Below are 17534 nucleotides of genomic sequence, written 5' to 3'. Positions count from 1 at the left end.
AAAAAGGGTATCTGTAAGCTGTAAAAATAAAGAGTTTTTAGTCATTTTTTCGTGAAAAAGAAGCTGAAACATTTTTTGTATGTCTCAGCTTCTTAAAACAAGTCAAATGTAAGCTCGCACCATACATCAAAAAACAAGGTATACAAACTTTTACTCCTCTTTGAACATCTTGTCGCCACATTTCTTTGTTGAACAAATCGCTTACCTAATATGATTCTTCCGTTTTTTCTTGACTTAACCCATCATGGATCGTCTGGATATTCCACTGCATCATCTTGTAATATGAATCGCCTTTTCCACCTTTTTTATCAATCGAATCCGTGTACAATTTGTCGTAGATCGTTAGTCCCGTTTCTTTATCGACACGTTCCATACTTCTCGGATCTACACTCGTTTCGACAAATAGAACAGACACATTTGAATCCCTCACTTGGTTAACGATCGTTTTCATCTGTTCAGGTGTCCCTTGGCTTTCTGTATTGATTTCCCAAATATAGGCAGCCGGCACATCATATGCTTTTGAAAAATATTTGAACGCTCCTTCACTAGTTACAAGCAATCGTTTATCTTCTTCGATCGAACCAAGATTGTCTTTTGCTTGCTGATCTAATTTTTTCAATTGTTCGATGTACACTTTGCTGTTCTTTTCATACTCTTTCTGATTATCTTTATCTTTTTCAGAGAGAATCCTTGTTATTTCTTCTACGTACTTCATCCCATTCGACAAATCTAACCATGCGTGAGGATCTGCCTGAGTTTTAGTAGCTCCTTTTGCCAAATAGAGTGGCGTAACTTTTTTACTTACTGCAAAATAGTCTTTTCCTTCCTCTTTTTTCGCTGTTTCCATCAAATTCATAAACCAGCTGTTCCCGGTTTCTAAATTTAACCCATTGTATAAAATGACATCTGCATCACTTGCTTTTTTGATATCTTCCGGCAACACCTCGTATTCATGGGGATCCGTGCCCACCGGAACAATACTATGAACAACTACATGCTCTTTTCCTACTTCTTTAACCATATCTGCTAAGATCGAATTTGTTGCCACTACCGTTAATTGATTCTCCTGCTCTTTGTCTATTGCTTGACTCCCACAACCTGCTAAAAGTAAGAACCCTACAAATAACAACCAATAAATCTTTTTTTATTTTTCATTGTGCCACCTCTTTTACTTTATTTTTTTAATTTTCTTTGATCGTACTTACGCTTGCTTTGACCGAAATAAAATTCCTTTTGTCGGCGAGAACAAGAAAGCAAGTGTAAAGAACAGCGCACATGCCAACACGATCGTAGCACCAGAAGGCCAGTTGTAACTATAACTGAAAAAGACACCGACAATAGCACTTAAAACGCCGATAGTTGCCGACAGAATGATCATTTTTGCTAAATTGTTCGTTAACAAATAGGCTGTCGCAGCCGGAGTGATCAGCATAGCGATCACTAAGATAGTTCCTACTGTCTGCAAACTAACAACTGCAACTAAAGTCAAGAAAAACATCAGTACATAATGGATCAACGTAGTATTCACCCCATAAGCTTTGGCCATCATTGGATCGAATGATGTGATCTTCAGTTCTTTATAAAAAATAAAAATGAACAATAGCACGATCCCACTCACGATAGCAGTCATCTGTAAATCACTTTCTCTAACCGCTAACACATTTCCAAATAAAATATGGTAAAGATCGGTTGCACTTTGGGCAAATGAAATCAAAATGATTCCAAGTGCAAAGAAAGAGCTGAATACGATCCCGATCGCCGTATCATTTTTTAACCGACTACGTTGCGTTACAAACCCAATGATCCCCGCTGTCAACATTCCAAAAGCAGTCGCACCGACAATGTAACTGAACCCAAACATATACGAAATAGCAACCCCTGGTAAAACCGCGTGAGAAATGGCATCTCCCATCAATGACATCCCACGTAATATAATAAATGCGCCAATCACTCCTGAAGCCAATCCAACTAAAATGGATGTAAGCAATGCGTATTGTAAAAACTGATAATTCAACAGACCTTCATAAAAAGATTGAATCATTTCTTTTCTTCTCCCTTCACTAATTGACCGATTACTTCGCCATAGGCCGCTTGTAGATTTTCTGATGTGAACGTTTCAGCCACAGGACCGCTGGCAATCAAGGTTTTGTTCAGTAGGATCAATTCATCAAAATACTCTTCCACTTTATGTAGATCATGATGAACAATAACGATTGTTTTCCCACTTTTTTTCAACTCTTTTAAAAGAGAAAAAATCTTCTTTTCACTTACCGCATCTATCCCGACAAAAGGTTCGTCTAAAAAAATCCATTCTGCACCTTGAGCAAGTGCACGTGCTAAAAAAACACGTTGCAGTTGACCGCCAGAAAGCTCACTGATCTGTCGTTTTTCATAATCGCTCATTCCGACTTTTTCTAACGCTTGTTTTGCTCGCATTTTTTCTTTCTTCCCTGGGCGCTGTCCTATCTTTAATGAAGGATAGGTTCCTAGTAATACGACCCCTGATACATCAATAGGAAAAGAGAGATCCAACTCATTGCGTTGTTCGACATACGCAATTTGTTTACGTACTTTGTGGATGGGTTGCCCACCAAAAAAGATTTCACCCGATCGCTTGGGGATCAATTCAAGGATAGCTTTCATCAAAGTTGATTTTCCTGCCCCATTTGGGCCAATGATCCCAGTGATCTGTTTTGGCTGGATATTTAAATCAATTGCTTCTAACGCTGATTTCCCTTGATAAGCAGCTGATAGATTTTGAATTCCAATCATATATTTCGACATGCACAATCTCCTTTTTAGGTTAACCTAACTTTTGATTTAAATGTAGTTTAACTTAAAACGGAAGAATTTTCAAGTTTTCAGCCAAAAAAAAATTAAAATTCACTCGCATTTTACGTAAAGTTTCTGTAAAATCACATCAAGAGTCGATAAGCGAATTTATTTTATTTAATACTTGTTCTCATCTGAAGTATGCGTTGCAATTATTAGTATTTGCTTGTTTTACTCAAAAATCGAAAGGAGTTTTAGTATGGAAGAAGAAAAATTAACTCGAAGTCTTAGTGCACGTCATATACAGATGATTGCGCTAGGCGGGACTATTGGCGTTGGATTGTTTATGGGTGCTTCCTCAACCATTCGCTGGACTGGTCCTTCAGTTATGATTGCTTATGCAATTGCAGGATTCTTTTTGTATTTGATCATGCGTGCGCTTGGCGAGATGCTTTATATCGATCCTTCAACCGGGTCCTTTGCAAATTACGCTAGTGACTACATCCATCCTGTTGCTGGTTATCTAACTGCTTGGAGTAACATTTTTCAGTTTGTCGTAGTTGGAATCAGTGAAGTCATCGCTGTAGGTGAATATATGAATTATTGGTGGCCTAACTTGCCAACCGTTATTCCAGGAATCCTTGTTGTCCTTTTTTTGATGCTTGCAAATCTAATCTCTGTTAAGGCATTTGGTGAATTAGAGTTTTGGTTTTCAATTATTAAAGTAATAACGATCATCTTGATGATCATCGCAGGTCTGGGAGTTATTCTATTTGGATTTGGAAACCATGGTGTGGCTGTAGGTGTTTCAAATCTGTGGAAAAATGGTGGCTTCTTTACTGGTGGTGTAAAAGGATTCTTTTTTGCTTTGTCGATCGTTGTTGCCTCTTATCAAGGAATCGAATTGATCGGTATGACAGCAGGAGAAGCAGCTGAACCGAAAAAGACGATCATAGAAGCAGTGCAATCAACACTTGGTCGGATCTTGATCTTTTACATTGGTGCGATTTTTATCATTGTAAGTATTTATCCATGGAATCAATTAAGTGAAATCGGGTCACCATTTGTTCAAACATTTTCTAAAATCGGCATTACTTTTGCTGCTGGTTTGATCAATTTCGTTGTTTTGACTGCTGCATTATCTGGATGTAATTCAGGTATTTTCAGTGCAAGCCGAATGATCTATGCTTTGGCTGTCAACGGCAAGATGTCAAAGAAATTTTTGAAACTTACAAGTCACGGTGTTCCATTTTATCCAGTTGTCGCAATCTCTGGCGGTATCTTCATTGGATTGATCCTAAATTATTTATTACCGATGGTCGTACATCATTCAGAAAATCTATTTGTCTTTGTTTATAGTTCGAGTATCCTTCCAGGTATGGTTCCTTGGATCGTTATTTTGATCAGTGAGATCAAATTTAGAAAGTCACATCCTGAAGAAATGGCTGATCATCCGTTCAAAATGCCATTTTCTCCTTACACGAACTATCTTTCTTTGTTATTTCTCGCCATTGTTTTAGTCTTTATGTTTATCAATCCTGAAACAAGAATCTCTTTACTTATTGGCTTGGTTTTCTTAGCTTACATGGCGATCCATTATTTTATTCGAGAACGCAGACTAGCAAATAGAACTTAGAAAGAGGACTGAACAGATGTGTTTACACGCGTTTAGAGCACAGCTTCCATTTCCTCGATATACTCTCTATAAATCACCTCCCCTTTAAAAGAGTGGTTTTCACTAGGGCTATTACCCCTTAACACCGGCCAGCGCCTAAAGACGCTGGCTTTCTCATTTCATATTCAAGCCATATTGTCTTTGCCACTTTTGACTGAAAGTGGGACAAATCTAAAAATCAGTTTTGCTGCAGACTCTCGAATAAACAGCGTACAACAGTCAGTTTTTCGGAAATTTCAAAAAAAAAAAAAAAAAAAAAACGAGCAATACAAAAAACGTACTGTTCGTTTTTTTCTCCAATCGCTCAAACCTAAACGACTTTTGTCTCGACCTCATTTTTAGTATGTTTAATCAATTCAGTTTCAAAACTTCTCCCGGATTCAAAAAATAGTCGTCCATTGTCATGCCATTCAATGATAAAATCGTTTCTACTGGAACCCCTGTTCGTTCCGCAATTTGGTTTGGTCCTTCGCCTTCTCGAACAACTGTTGTTGCCGCTGAAGCGTTTTGATCTGCACTTTGTGAAGAAGAAGTTCCTTGTGCATATTGATCAGCGGACATTTGGCTTTCTGTTGTTGACTCCGTTGTTTGTGCTGTTGTATTGGTTTCAGTTCCACTTTTTTCCTGACTTGTAGATGATTCAACCTTCAAAGAAGCACTCGTACGCAGATAAATATCTGATATTCTAGCAACTTGTGCAGTGTACGTTGCAGAAAGTTGATTGATCATCGTATCAAGATCCACACCATCTTTTGCATGCGCTGTTTGATACTTTTCACGTAGTTTGCGGATTCCTTCGTCAGAGATCGCCTGTAACTCACTCGCTTTTTGGTTTGCAACAGTGGATAGCCCTGTGAGCCCATCCTGATTCTTTTGGATCTCCGTCTGGTATTCCTCAATCAGAACAGGTGTCTGATCTTCGATTTTTTTTGAATAAGTTGTAAGGATCGTTTGTAACTGTTCCTCAAGTGTCCCCTCAGCGGATGATTGTGTCGACTTCATTGTTTCTTTTGTTTTCGATGTTTCCGTTGATGCTGACTCTTTTTTCTTTGGTGTTTTACTTGTACTTATAGTTGTACTTTTGGCACTAGTATCATTCTTATTGTGGAGATAAAGCCCAGTAACAGCCCCCACAAGTAATAGAACGACTGCAACTGCAGAACCTACTTTCAGCATACGTATACGGGACTCTTTTTTTTGTTGTTGCCGACGGGCCGTACGGACATTTTCTCTTTGTTCGTTTTTTTCGTTCATCTTGTACCACCACCCATTCTTCATAAAATAGCGTTATCAATTCTCCCATATGTCCATTGTAGCAAATTATCCGAGTAATGAACATTTTAAACTGTGTTATTTAAATGGAAAATTCACCATTTTTGATGGTTCCAAGATTCCCCATCGATCTCTCCTTGCAACTGTTCCATCCGTTCAGTTATTTCAATCACCAATTGTTTGGTTTCATGTAATAATGCTTTTGTTGGATAATCAGCCGTTCTGCTTAATTCATCCAATTGGCTCAACACCCATTCTTCTGTCATAATCTACTCCTTTAATTCGCGTAATGTAAATGTCAGATCTTCAATATCTTCTTTTGCTTTCTCTAAATAATCGATCACGTATGCTTGCATTGGTTCCCCAATGGATTTTAAGGTATCGTTGGCTCTCATTTGTGCAATAAACCAGTCAATACGATTCGTCAAAGTAGGTTTCTCCTTTAAAGTTAAATACTGTTGATACGCAATCAGCCGTTCCCATTTTTTTTCCTTTGATTGATACATGAATTGAGACATGACATATGGTGGTAAAAAAGACATCATCAGTTTGTTAGCGATTCGTTGATACGGCCGCAAAAATTCTGAAATCGTATATTCTTCTTTTCCTCCGGATTGATACTCTTTTTCGGCAACACCTGTCGTCAAAACGATTCCTAGCTCTTTTCCTCTTAGTTCTAGCGATGCATGCTCCAAAACAGTATCTTGCCATAATTTTAAATGTGCAGGGGCACTGTACCAGTAAAATGGAAATTGAAAAATGATTCGATCATGTTCTTTTAGTAATTGTAATTCTAAAGCTAAGTCTATCTGACCATCAGGATACATCTCTTCCAGATGATGCCAAGTAACATTCGTTCCGTTCATTGCTTCTTTAAAAAATTGTTGGTTCAATGATGTATCGATTGCGGGGTGGCTCACGATAACCAAACTTTTCATGTCAAAAACTCCTATCCTTCATTGTGTTCTATATAGTTTAACATAAAAAGAAAAAAGGACATTTCTGTCACGCTTGTCTCTAAGTCGTCCATGACACAATTTCTTGCGTTTCTAATTGTTTTTTTAAGGCTTCCAAAGAATGGTATCTTGATTCCTCATTTTTCATTCGTTTCCGATAACTTGTTGCTGTTTCGCCAGTTGTTTTTTTGAACATTCGACTAAAAACGACTAAACTATTGAAGCCAACTTGATAAGCGATATTCTCTACTGATCTTTCTGTTAATGAAAGTAAAAAAGCCGCCCGATTGATACGTACACCAATCAAATACTCTTTGATACTCGTTCCCAAATGATTTTTGAATACTCGCGACAAATGGCTACGATTGACGGATAATCCGCGAGCAATTTCTTCTACTGTCAGTTGTTGTGCATAATGTTCTTCGATGTATTTCACTGCATCGATCACTAAAGGAGAATACACTTTTTGCTCTCCTAATCTCACTTTCCCCCCATCTTTCAATAGAGTTGCCAAAAACCGATAAGTTAAAGCAGTCAATTCTAACTCATCTGCTACATCTTCTTGCGAGTAATGGATACATTCCAAAATAAGATCGACATATGCGAAGATATCTGCTGATACCATCGTATATTGGTCATCCTTAAATGGTGAGCTCCGAATGATCTCTTCAGCAGCTGCTCCTCCAAATGATAACCAACAGTAGACCCAAGGATCTTCTCCATCTGCTAAATAAAAGGTGGACTCGCCTGGACGTATCAAAAAAAGATCCCCTTTTTTCAATTCATATCGTTGTTCCCGCACATGGTATGTTCCTTTCCCCTCCATTATGACATGCAAAATAAAATCTTGTCTGATCGCAGGACCGAAAGAGTGAAATGGCAACGTTTTTGAAAAACCACAAAAGTCAAAATTCAATTCTTTTTTTATCTGTTGTTGTTCCTTTTTTAGAAAAATAGCCTGTTCCATCGATACACCTCCACACTTCAACTTTACTCTAGTCTTCTAAATATGCAACAAAAAGTTAAATAGTAGTCACAGAAATACATTAACAAGGAAGCGTTTTCTTATTAATATTGAAATCAATAAGAGATCTTTATTATTGATTGTAACCGGTTAACAATCTATTGTATATTTATTTAGGAAAGGACTAGAAATTATGAATAACAAAATGGTACAACGTGTTTCATACGCTTTAGGGGCATTCGGTCATGATACTTTTTACGTTACATTAAGCACTTATTTCATGGTTTTTGTTACAAGCCAAATGTTTGCAGGAGCAGATAAAGCCACCACTGCTCGGATGATTGCAACAGTCACAAGTTTAGTCGTTGGTATTCGATTAGTGGAAATCATCTTTGATCCGTTGATTGGTGGGATCATTGACAACACTCGTACAAAATATGGTAAGTTCAAACCTTGGCTGGTCATCGGTGGGATAGTCAGTTCCGTACTATTAGTTTTTCTTTTTTCTAATTTCTTCGGATTAGCTACTCATAATACCACTCTTTTCATCATCTTATTTACAATCGTTTTCGTCTTGCTTGATAGTTTCTATTCATTTAAGGATATTGCCTTTTGGTCAATGATACCTGCATTAAGTACTGAAACAAAAGAAAGAGAAAAATTTGCGACTTTTGCACGTTTTGGCTCTTCACTAGGTGCAAACGGTACAACACTTGTGGTAGTTCCAATCGTTACCTTCTTTACTTATTTAGTCACTGCGCGTCACACTGAAGGCGCTTCCGGATGGTTTTGGTTTGGGTTGATTGCCGCTGTGATATCTGGCGGAACTGCCATTTTGACTGCTTTAGGTACAAAAGAAGTAGACACAGCGATTCGTCAGCAAAATGAAAAAGCAAGCATCAAAGATGTCTTCAAAGCTATCGCACAAAATGATCAATTGATGTGGCTCGCTCTTTCTTATATCGCTTATGCAATTGCTAACGTTGCAACCACAGCTGTTTTATTCTATTACTTCAAATATGTATTGGGTCAACCAACTCAATTCTGGATCGTGGGCTTAGTCGCAGCTTTATTAGGATTAGTTGCTGTACCTTTATTCCCAGCTCTTACTCGTCTGATTTCTCGTCGTTACGTTTATCTTGGCGGAATTACTATGATGGTTCTTTCTTACTTCTTCTTTTCGATCGCAAACAATAGTCTGCCTGTAGTCATTGTGGGACTTGTCTTGTTTTACTTCCCTCAACAATTAATTTTCTTATCAGCGTTGATGACGATCACTGATTCTGTCGAATATGGTCAATGGAAAAACGGAATTCGTAATGAAGCAGTAACTCTTTCGATCCGTCCATTATTAGACAAGATAGCTGGCGCTTTATCAAATGGGATCGTTGGTTTCGTAGCCATTGCAGCTGGTATGACAGGAGAGGCTACTGCAAATGATATCACTGCTCATGGAATAGCTACTTTTAAGGCCTACGCTTTTTATGTTCCTGCAGCTTTAATGATTTTTGCCGCACTCATTTTTGCTTGGAAAATCACTTTGTCCGAGAAAAAACATGCACAAATCGTCAAAGAATTAGAAACAAAGCTTTCATCTGCCGAAACAGTTGAAAACGATTTTATCGTCCCACAACCTTAAGAAAGGATAGATATCATGTCAATTACAATCGAAGATTTTGGAAAAGGATATCATTTATTTATTTTAACCAATAAACGGGGTCTGCAACTAGCTGTTACAGATTTAGGCGCTCGAATCGTCAGTTTGAAAGCTTTCGATCGAGAATTGGTATTAGGATTCGACGCACCAGAAGAATACCTAGAAAAAGATGCCTACATCGGGGCAACGATTGGTCGAACAGCTGGTAGGATCGAGAAAGGACAGTTCACACTTGGTGAATACACGTATCAGTTAAGTACCGATCCAGCTACTGGCCATTCCTTGCATGGCGGTTCTCCTGGTTTTGAAACCAAGAAATGGTCTTATCAAACGATTGAAGATGAACAAGGAGATACTGTTCTCTTCACTACCGAAAGTCCTGACGGAGAACATGGTTTTCCAGGTAATCTAAGAGTAGAAGTTCGCTATACATTGACTCAAGATGATATCTGGCGGGTAACCACTCGCGGTATAAGTGATCAAACGACCCTATTCAACCCGACAAATCATGTCTACTTCAATTTAAGCGGTGATATCACCCAACCAATCGATCAGCATGTTCTTTGGTTGGACAGTGAAGAGTATGCCCCTTTGAGAGCAGATAGTATCCCATTAGGAAAAAAATCTTCGGTAGCCAATACGCCATTTGATTTTCAAGAGCCGAAACAGCTTGCGACTGTTTTTGAAAGTGATTTTGATCAAAAAATGCTTTTCGATGGCATCGATCATCCCTTTTTCTTAAAGGAACAAGGATTAGACAAAGTAGTAGCTTTTCTTGTCAGCCCAGATGAAAAAATCAAAGTAAGTGTAGCAACAGATTCACCAAGTATTGTGGTATTTACAGCAAACTTTGGAGAAAATACACCTGAAATGCGGGGAAAAAATCTGAGTGATCATGGTGGGATCACGTTTGAAACGCAAATTGCTCCTGGGGCAGAACAGTTCTCGGATTTTGGAGATATCAAACTTCCACCAAATACCCCCTTTGAAACAACAACAGAATTTAAAATCGAAACAAGAAAGGATTTTTAATAATGGAAATCAAACGTAGCTTAAATACAAAATTTGCAGAAATCTTCGGGCCTAAACAGACAGCTCAATACTTCTCACCCGGAAGAATCAACTTGATCGGTGAACACACTGACTATAATGGTGGGCATGTCTTCCCAGCTTCGATCACTTATGGCACTCAAGGTGTCGCAGCTTCTCGAAAAGACAATAAAGTCTTAGTGTATTCAACGAATTTTGAAGATGATGGCGTAATCAGCTTTACATTGAATGAGTTAGATTATGATAAACAAGCTGGTTGGGCAAACTATGTCAAAGGAATGATTCTAAAGTTAAAAGAAGCAGGGTATACATTCGATCATGGCTTCGAATTATTAGTGGAAGGAACGATCCCTAATGGTGCTGGCTTATCAAGTAGCGCTTCTTTAGAATTATTAGTAGGTGTCGTATTAGAAGATTTGTTTGATCTAGCTATAGATCGTCTTGCATTAGTGCAAACAGGAAAAAAAGTAGAGAATGAATTTATCGGTGTCAACTCAGGGATCATGGATCAATTCGCAATCGGCTTTGGAGAAGTGGACAAAGCAATTTTACTCGATACAAATACCTTAAAATATGAGTTGGTTCCAGTGAAATTAGATGGCTATGCAGTGGTTATCATGAACACAAACAAACGTCGTGAGTTAGCAGATTCTAAATACAATGAACGTCGAAGTGAATGTGAAGAGGCGCTTAAACGTCTACAAACACAATTAACGATTGATGCATTAGGTGACCTAGACAGCGAAACCTTTGAAGCTCATACAGATTTGATCAACGATGATACTTTGATTCGCCGAGCACGCCATGCAGTAACAGAAAACCAGCGCACACTAGAAGCAAAAGCAGAATTAGAAAAAGGAAACTTAGCTGCGTTTGGCAAGTTATTGAATGCCTCTCATTACTCATTGCGTCATGATTACGAAGTAACTGGGATTGAATTAGACACTTTGGTAGATGCTGCCCAAAAACAAGAAGGTGTCTTAGGCGCTCGAATGACTGGTGCTGGATTCGGCGGATGTGCCATCGCATTGGTCAAAGAAGAAAATATTCCAGAATTTGAAAATAATGTCTACGATGCTTACTTGAAAGTTGTTGGTTATGCACCAGAGTTTTATGTCGCTCATATCGGTAATGGGACGACTAAAATCGATCCTGATGTAGCCACTGCTTGATTTCAGTCGAATTCAAATCAATACCAAAAAGAAGTAGAACGATCCTAGATTATCCCTTGGATTCGTTCTACTTCTTTTCTTAATGAGTTTCGATCTACTTGATTGGTTTTATTGAAATAAATACGTATTGTTTGTCTGTTCTTCAATCGTCTTCTGCCACTCCGTATTCACACAAGACTCTTGTTTTTTTTCTGTGAATTTATACGGTCCTAAGTCAAAAAATTGTTTTAGGATTTGGTTGACTTGTTGATACAACTCTGGGGTCTCAACCACATTTTTGACAGTCAACACTTCATGATCCTTTTGAAAATGAATTAACCCATCTTCTTGCCGAACCTCCACGCATTTTTCTGCATGTCTTAATTGCCGTATCTCTCCAAGCATCTCGTAAATATCTCCCCCTTCAAATCCCTCTAACAAGGCCAAGCTATCAACTAATGATCCTACGGACAATTCTGCTATCATTGCTTTTTTCCCACCTAAGTCAAGCTGATAAATCGTAGAGTCAATGATTCCACACGCATTACAGCCACCTTCTGTCAGATCACTTTTCTTGGTTAATTGAACTTCTTTCATTATGGACTCCTCCTTTTTTATGATGATTTAGATATTTTTTTGCTTTGTAGTTCTTCCTTCTCTTCATTTCTCGTCTTGCAGCGTCTCTTAAACAACGAACCTGACAGTCGACATACGACAATACGATTTCATCTGATTCTTGTTCAAAGCCCCAAAAAGACATAATGATCCTCCATTCCCATTTATTTATACGAAAGCCGCTAGCGGGCTTTTTTTACTTTTTATCGTACCAGTCCTCATTTTTTTCAGCATAAGAAAAAAATTTCCACTAGTCAATAAAGAAAAGCAAGTATAAAAAAATAAAATAGAGATATTTCTTTTGATTATGAACCGATACATTCAATAAAAATAAGGAGTACCGCAAATACCGTCTCATTAGATGATAAAAAAAGAGAAAACACGCGAGATAAAAGCAAGGAATGCTTTTATCTCACGTGCTAAACAAAAATAAATGGCAGAAGCAACTCTTTCTCAAATAAATAGATAGCCAATCCGGCAAGAAATTTGCATGTATCCTTCTTCTTTCTCGGAGTTAGCCTCTTCTGCCACAACCTCTTTTCGTTCAATATCATTCCTTACTTCTCATTCAAAAAAGAATGATTGACGAAAAGTAAACAGCCGCTTATAATTTTTCTACTAATTCTTCTAGTTCATTCAAGCGTTTTTCAAATATGAGCATTGCATCTTCGATATAATTTGCTTTCGTCATATCGACACCCGCTTTTTTCATTACTTCAACGGGATAATCACTACTTCCAGACTTCAGATAAGTAAGGTAGTTTTCTAATGCTTGCGGTTCTTTCGTCCAGATTTTCTTCGCTAAAGCAGAGGCAGCTGAAAATCCAGTCGAATATTGATAAACATAGTAATTGTAATAGAAATGAGGGATACGTGACCATTCATACTTGATTTCTGGATCTTCTTCTACAGCTGGTCCATAATATTTAGTATTCAGTTTCCCATAATTTTCACTCAAGTATTCACTTGTCAACGGAATACCTTTTGCATCTTCTTCATGCATAAAATGTTCAAATTCTGCAAATTGAGTTTGACGGAATATCGTACCTTTGAATCCATCAAGGTAATGATTCAAAACATACGCCCGTACTCGAGGATCTTCTTCTGTTTCCAACAAGTACTCCGTTAAAATATTTTCATTCGTTGTTGATGCAATTTCAGCTAAGAAAATCGGATAATCTCCATACACATAAGGTTGGTTTGAACGAGTGAAGTAACTGTGGACACTATGTCCCATTTCATGCACCAATGTGAATAATTGATCCAAGGCATCATGCCAATTCAATAGAATGTATGGATTTGTATCATAGCTTCCTGAAGAATACGCGCCACTACGTTTGCCTTTGTTTTCCACTACATCGATCCAGCGTTCAGAAAAGGCTTTTTCAACGACTGCCAGATATTCCTCACCCATTGGTTTTAATGCTTCCAATGCTTTCGCTTTTGCCTCTTCATAGGTAAACTTGATTGGTGCTTCACCTAGAACTGGTGTATATAGATCGTACATATGTAGTTTGTCTACACCTAAAAGACGTTTACGAACAGACATATACCGGTGTAATAATGGCAAATTTTTATTGACAACTACAATTAATGTATCATACACGCTTTCTGGAACATGGTTGTTACTTAAAGAAGCTTCACGAGCTGACTTGTAATGACGGATTTTTGCTTTATAATTATGTCCTTTGATATGCGCACTCAACGTAGATGCAAATGTATTTTTAAATTGTTCATATACACTATAAAATCCTTTGAATGCCGCCTCACGAACATTACGATCCGTACTTTCTAACAATTGACCGTAAACACCGTGAGATAGTTGGATTGCTTTTCCATTTTCATCTGTGATCGTAGGAAACTCTAGATCAGCATTGTTCAATACCGCAAAGATATCACTAGAAGCACCAAATATTTCACCTGCTCCTGCAAGTAAAGATTCTTGTTCAGCGGATAGGACATGCGCTCTATTATCTACCATTTGTTGGATATAATGGCGATAAATTTCTAGTTTTGGTTCTTGTTCAAAGTACTGCCAGATTTGGTCATCTGAAAGTTGAAGTACTTCTGGTTCGTACCACGAAATAGCTTCACTCACTTTTGCTAATAAACTGCCAGCTCGGGCGTACAACGCTTGAGAAGTTGTATTTGCAGTATCTTGATCATTTTTCATACTAGAATAAACATAGATACGTTCGATTTTTCGATAAACATCTAAAACAAATTCAAGTGCATCCAAAAATTCTGTGGCACTATTTGCCAAAGTCCCTTTATATTTATCAGAATCTTTTAATTCTTCAGTTAATTTTTCATAAGCCTGATCGAATTCTTGATCGTTTGCAAAGATTTTCGTTAAGTCCCATGTTAGTTCTTCAGGTAATTCTTCTCTTTTTGGTAATTTGGTCGTTTCACTCATTGAATACACTCCTTTTTTTATTCCTATCCCATCTTTTTTACAATCAAGATGTTCACCTTCATAGCACTAGCTATTGAAGTCCATTTTAGCACAACTTAATTCGGTTTACACATAGAATATAGGCGACATTCTTCATAAAATGAAGAATAAATGATTGATTCCCTAACAAGCGGGAATTGCCAGCTTTTTTTATACGTAAAAAGTTTTTGTAACCATCTTAGGTATCGTCCATGACTGCTTTTATGTGCCTCGCTAATAGAAACCTCCTCATACAAGATTCGATAAAGAAATACTAACTCTTTAAAATAGAAGAAAAAGTAACTATCCCGATACATCCAATCTGGTAAATACAGCAAGTGCCTTTGATAGGTGTAACAGATACCTTGTAACTTGATATATTTAGGATGTCGCGAAAGTAGTTGCTGCTGCAGCCATCTTTTATAGGTTACTCTTTTAGATAATATTTCAGGTTTTATCTCGCCAACGATTTCATTAAAAAGCTTTGGCAACACACCACTGAAAAACAACCACGATTTTTTTTCATAGGTGATTTTACCATTGATTGTTTCTTTCATATGATAACGCAGAATCAATTGTCTCTTTTTCCAGTCCAATTGCCATAGATGAAGCCCACAACTTTCATTGAATGCACAAAAGCGTTTTTCGATCATCGTCAATTTTTTATTTTTTAAAAAGTTATTTCCTATGATCCACCACACTCCATAGCCATTTTTTCGATATGTGTTTGTTCGTTCTTCAAATCTTCTGTATGGTAATGTGGAACACTGAATTTCTATTGCTAATGTTTCATAAAGAACGTCCGGTCTTTGACGAATTTTCGGTAAGTATCCCTCTAGATGAATCGATGAATTTGGTGAATGTCGCTGAAGCCAATCGAACACGACTTGTTTTAGGTTTAGGTGTTCTTCCGTTTCGCCTTCACTAAAACCAGTACATACTTTACGGCTTTTATGCGCAAAGTGCGCACTTTTTTGTTTCCCATTTTTTAAAATCACCCGCCCTTGACACACCGGACAAAAAAGCAAATGCTCTTTCGTCACTTTTTGAGCAGGAAACTGTTTTCCCTTCTTATCGATGGCATAAAGCATTATTCTCACCTCCAAAAAAAACATACGCAAAAAAACGAGCGTGGGACAAAAGTAAGAAACACTTTTGTCTCAGTCTTTAAAAACGAATAAACGGCGGGAGCAGAAACAACTCCTTCTTAAATAAGCCGAAATTCACAAAAATTTGAAAAGCAATTTTCGTGAATTTCGGCTTATTTCTCGGAGCTAAACACTTCTGTCCCAGCCTCTTTTTATCTATTCTAAACAGATGGAGAAATTTTATTTTGATCAAGCAAAATAAAATCGTGTTCGTTCTAATGCATTTCTTTCCATAATGAGTTTGGCATACTCATTCAGTGTTTCATTTGTACGATCGCTTTTTTCTGCGTACTCCAAAACGCGTGCAATTTGGTTTTCAACGTCCATTTGGGATAAATTTTCCATCCAAAAATGAACAACTAAGTAGTACACATCATCTAATAGGTAGATATCCGTCCACGCTGATTCTAGTTCTACATTATTCGCCAATTTAATCATTTGTTCAAAGTCGTCAAAAGCAAAAATTGCTTGGTGTTCAATTTCATCGGAAATGCGTTCGTCCGATTCTTCTACTTCATTATTCAGAATTTGTTGTTGAATAAACTCAGTCACATCATCAGAATCCAACGAATTTTCATCATTTTGGAGCATTTCTTCATTCGGAAGATTTTTGCTAATAAAAAGTTCTAAGCCATCTCCTTTTGGCAACACCTGAAAAGTAACAGCCTCACTGCTGCGAAACTCATCTTCAATATCCACTTCTTCCAGAATACTATAGAAAAAGTTTTCAATTTCTCTATGGTTTCCAAGTAGGTCCAAAAATGAGACTCCTCGCTCTTCTAAGTCTTCATGCCCAATCATTACTCGTATTGTGTTTTCATTAATATGTTCCATTTCCATTTTGCTACACCTCACTTTGCCACAACAGTCAATATATCTTCATTGTATCGAAATAAGCTTAAATGTAAAGAAAAATAATTATCGCTTAAAAACAAACTAAATTTTTTCCATTTACTTGACACTCTTGGCAAATCCTTCTTCTTTTCTCTCATGCCACCACACAAAAAAATGATTACTTTTCTAGTATTCCATCTGTTGATCATAAGGATATAAAAAAAACTTAGAAAAACTATTTGAAAGTTTTTCTAAGTTAAGATTTTCTTCTATAAACCAGCCATCAATTGTGCTTGACGCAATTCTAACTGACGTACATCTCGTGGTAAGAAACGACGGATTTCATCTTCATTAAAACCAACTTGCAGACGTTTGTCATCGATCATGATTGGACGGCGCAACAATCCAGGGTTATTTTGTACAAGTTCCAATAATTCTTGCAACGGTAGTTCATCAAGATCCATGTTTAGTTTTTGGAAAACTTTAGATCGTGTTGAAATAATTTCTTCTGTGCCATCTTCTGTCATTTGTAAGATTGCTTTTAATTCTGAACTGTTTAGAGGTTCAGAGAAGATATTACGTTCAACAAACGGAATCTGATGTTCTTGCAACCACGCACGAGCCTTTCTGCAGGAAGTACAACTTGGGGAAGTATATAGTGTTAACAACGTGCACCACTCCTTTTTGTGGCTATTACCACTTTTTTGTAACAGAAGATCATTATAATCTTCCATCTGTTCCTATTATACATAATCAACTTTTAAATAGCTACCTTTTTTCATAAATTTTTTCCAAAAAATGAAAGTTATCTAAGATTTATATTCCGTAAAACCAGCGTTTAGACCTTGGTTAACCATTAAAAAATGAGAGTTTTCAAATCTAATTCAAATGAACAAAAACAGTAAAACAGCTATTAAATCTGTATCATTATTTTATATGAACTACTATCAGGTAACGTTTTCATTAAGAGAATTATGTTTTTTATTTATTTTTATCCAAAATAATC

17 protein-coding genes are annotated in these 17534 nt (G+C 37.2%); 4 read left to right on the top strand and 13 right to left on the bottom strand.

What is annotated here, in order from left to right:
- Positions 1 to 205: 205 nt before the first annotated feature.
- The 3 genes from IGI47_RS03500 to IGI47_RS03490 all read right to left on the bottom strand — a co-directional run bounded on the left by IGI47_RS03500 (position 206) and on the right by IGI47_RS03490 (position 2784).
- The gene (locus tag IGI47_RS03500; protein WP_438784439.1) at positions 206 to 1138 is read right to left on the bottom strand and encodes a metal ABC transporter substrate-binding protein; all 933 of its coding nucleotides are present in this window, start codon (positions 1136 to 1138) and stop codon (positions 206 to 208) included.
- Positions 1139 to 1201: 63 nt separating this feature from the next.
- Positions 1202 to 2041 carry a metal ABC transporter permease gene (locus tag IGI47_RS03495; RefSeq protein ID WP_438783341.1) on the bottom strand — a complete coding sequence of 280 codons (840 nt, stop codon included), beginning with the start codon at positions 2039 to 2041 and terminating at the stop codon, positions 1202 to 1204.
- Positions 2038 to 2784, bottom strand: a complete 747-nt coding sequence (locus IGI47_RS03490; protein ID WP_438783340.1) for a metal ABC transporter ATP-binding protein — start codon at positions 2782 to 2784, stop codon at positions 2038 to 2040. The genes IGI47_RS03495 and IGI47_RS03490 overlap by 4 nt, the downstream gene beginning before the upstream one ends.
- A gap of 247 nt (positions 2785 to 3031) precedes the next feature.
- Between IGI47_RS03490 and IGI47_RS03485 the strand changes: the two genes are divergently transcribed.
- Positions 3032 to 4408, top strand: a complete 1377-nt coding sequence (locus tag IGI47_RS03485) for an amino acid permease (protein WP_438783339.1) — start codon at positions 3032 to 3034, stop codon at positions 4406 to 4408.
- Between the two features lie 390 nt (positions 4409 to 4798).
- Here the strand turns inward: IGI47_RS03485 and IGI47_RS03480 are convergent, their stop codons facing one another.
- The 4 genes from IGI47_RS03480 to IGI47_RS03465 form a co-directional block, all read right to left on the bottom strand.
- Positions 4799 to 5701 carry a LysM peptidoglycan-binding domain-containing protein gene (locus IGI47_RS03480; RefSeq protein ID WP_311930261.1) on the bottom strand — a complete coding sequence of 301 codons (903 nt, stop codon included), beginning with the start codon at positions 5699 to 5701 and terminating at the stop codon, positions 4799 to 4801.
- A 113-nt stretch (positions 5702 to 5814) separates the two neighbouring features.
- Positions 5815 to 5985, bottom strand: coding sequence for a hypothetical protein (locus IGI47_RS03475; protein ID WP_174784244.1), 171 nt, complete (start codon positions 5983 to 5985; stop codon positions 5815 to 5817).
- A 3-nt stretch (positions 5986 to 5988) separates the two neighbouring features.
- Entirely contained in the window at positions 5989 to 6657 is a 669-nt protein-coding gene (locus IGI47_RS03470) for an NAD(P)H-dependent oxidoreductase (protein WP_311930260.1), read from the bottom strand.
- 79 nt (positions 6658 to 6736) lie between these two features.
- Positions 6737 to 7642: an AraC family transcriptional regulator gene (locus IGI47_RS03465; RefSeq protein ID WP_311930259.1), complete on the bottom strand. Its 906-nt coding sequence runs from the start codon at positions 7640 to 7642 to the stop codon at positions 6737 to 6739.
- Between the two features lie 190 nt (positions 7643 to 7832).
- Between IGI47_RS03465 and IGI47_RS03460 the strand changes: the two genes are divergently transcribed.
- Genes IGI47_RS03460 through IGI47_RS03450 form a run of 3 tightly spaced genes read left to right on the top strand, consistent with a single transcriptional unit; the run spans position 7833 to position 11518 of the window.
- Positions 7833 to 9278 carry a glycoside-pentoside-hexuronide (GPH):cation symporter gene (locus tag IGI47_RS03460; protein WP_311930258.1) on the top strand — a complete coding sequence of 482 codons (1446 nt, stop codon included), beginning with the start codon at positions 7833 to 7835 and terminating at the stop codon, positions 9276 to 9278.
- 15 nt (positions 9279 to 9293) lie between these two features.
- Complete coding sequence (locus IGI47_RS03455; RefSeq protein ID WP_438783338.1) at positions 9294 to 10328, top strand: aldose epimerase family protein; 1035 nt, start codon at positions 9294 to 9296, stop codon at positions 10326 to 10328.
- A gap of 2 nt (positions 10329 to 10330) precedes the next feature.
- A complete protein-coding gene (locus IGI47_RS03450; protein ID WP_311930256.1) occupies positions 10331 to 11518 on the top strand; it encodes a galactokinase in 1188 nt (395 codons plus the stop codon).
- A gap of 108 nt (positions 11519 to 11626) precedes the next feature.
- On the opposite strand, the gene IGI47_RS03445 is transcribed toward IGI47_RS03450, so the two are convergent.
- The 6 genes from IGI47_RS03445 to spxA all read right to left on the bottom strand — a co-directional run bounded on the left by IGI47_RS03445 (position 11627) and on the right by spxA (position 17196).
- On the bottom strand, positions 11627 to 12094 hold the full coding sequence (locus IGI47_RS03445; protein ID WP_438783337.1) for a DUF4809 family protein: 468 nt from the start codon (positions 12092 to 12094) through the stop codon (positions 11627 to 11629).
- On the bottom strand, positions 12063 to 12257 hold the full coding sequence (locus tag IGI47_RS03440; protein WP_081134918.1) for a hypothetical protein: 195 nt from the start codon (positions 12255 to 12257) through the stop codon (positions 12063 to 12065). The genes IGI47_RS03445 and IGI47_RS03440 overlap by 32 nt, the downstream gene beginning before the upstream one ends.
- Positions 12258 to 12716: 459 nt before the next feature.
- On the bottom strand, positions 12717 to 14528 hold the full coding sequence (pepF, locus tag IGI47_RS03435; protein WP_311930254.1) for an oligoendopeptidase F: 1812 nt from the start codon (positions 14526 to 14528) through the stop codon (positions 12717 to 12719).
- 95 nt (positions 14529 to 14623) lie between these two features.
- Complete coding sequence (locus IGI47_RS03430; RefSeq protein WP_438783336.1) at positions 14624 to 15637, bottom strand: competence protein CoiA; 1014 nt, start codon at positions 15635 to 15637, stop codon at positions 14624 to 14626.
- Between the two features lie 246 nt (positions 15638 to 15883).
- The gene (locus IGI47_RS03425; RefSeq protein WP_438783335.1) at positions 15884 to 16534 is read right to left on the bottom strand and encodes an adaptor protein MecA; all 651 of its coding nucleotides are present in this window, start codon (positions 16532 to 16534) and stop codon (positions 15884 to 15886) included.
- 263 nt (positions 16535 to 16797) lie between these two features.
- Positions 16798 to 17196 (bottom strand): transcriptional regulator SpxA, encoded by a 399-nt coding sequence (gene spxA, locus IGI47_RS03420; protein WP_005877288.1) that lies wholly within the window; start codon positions 17194 to 17196, stop codon positions 16798 to 16800.
- Between the last annotated feature and the right edge of the window lie 338 nt (positions 17197 to 17534).

The sequence above is a fragment of the Enterococcus sp. AZ191 genome, from assembly GCF_051713845.1.
Taxonomy (GTDB): Bacteria; Bacillota; Bacilli; order Lactobacillales; family Enterococcaceae; genus Enterococcus_B; species Enterococcus_B durans.
This window is presented reverse-complemented; position numbering and strand designations above follow the sequence as displayed.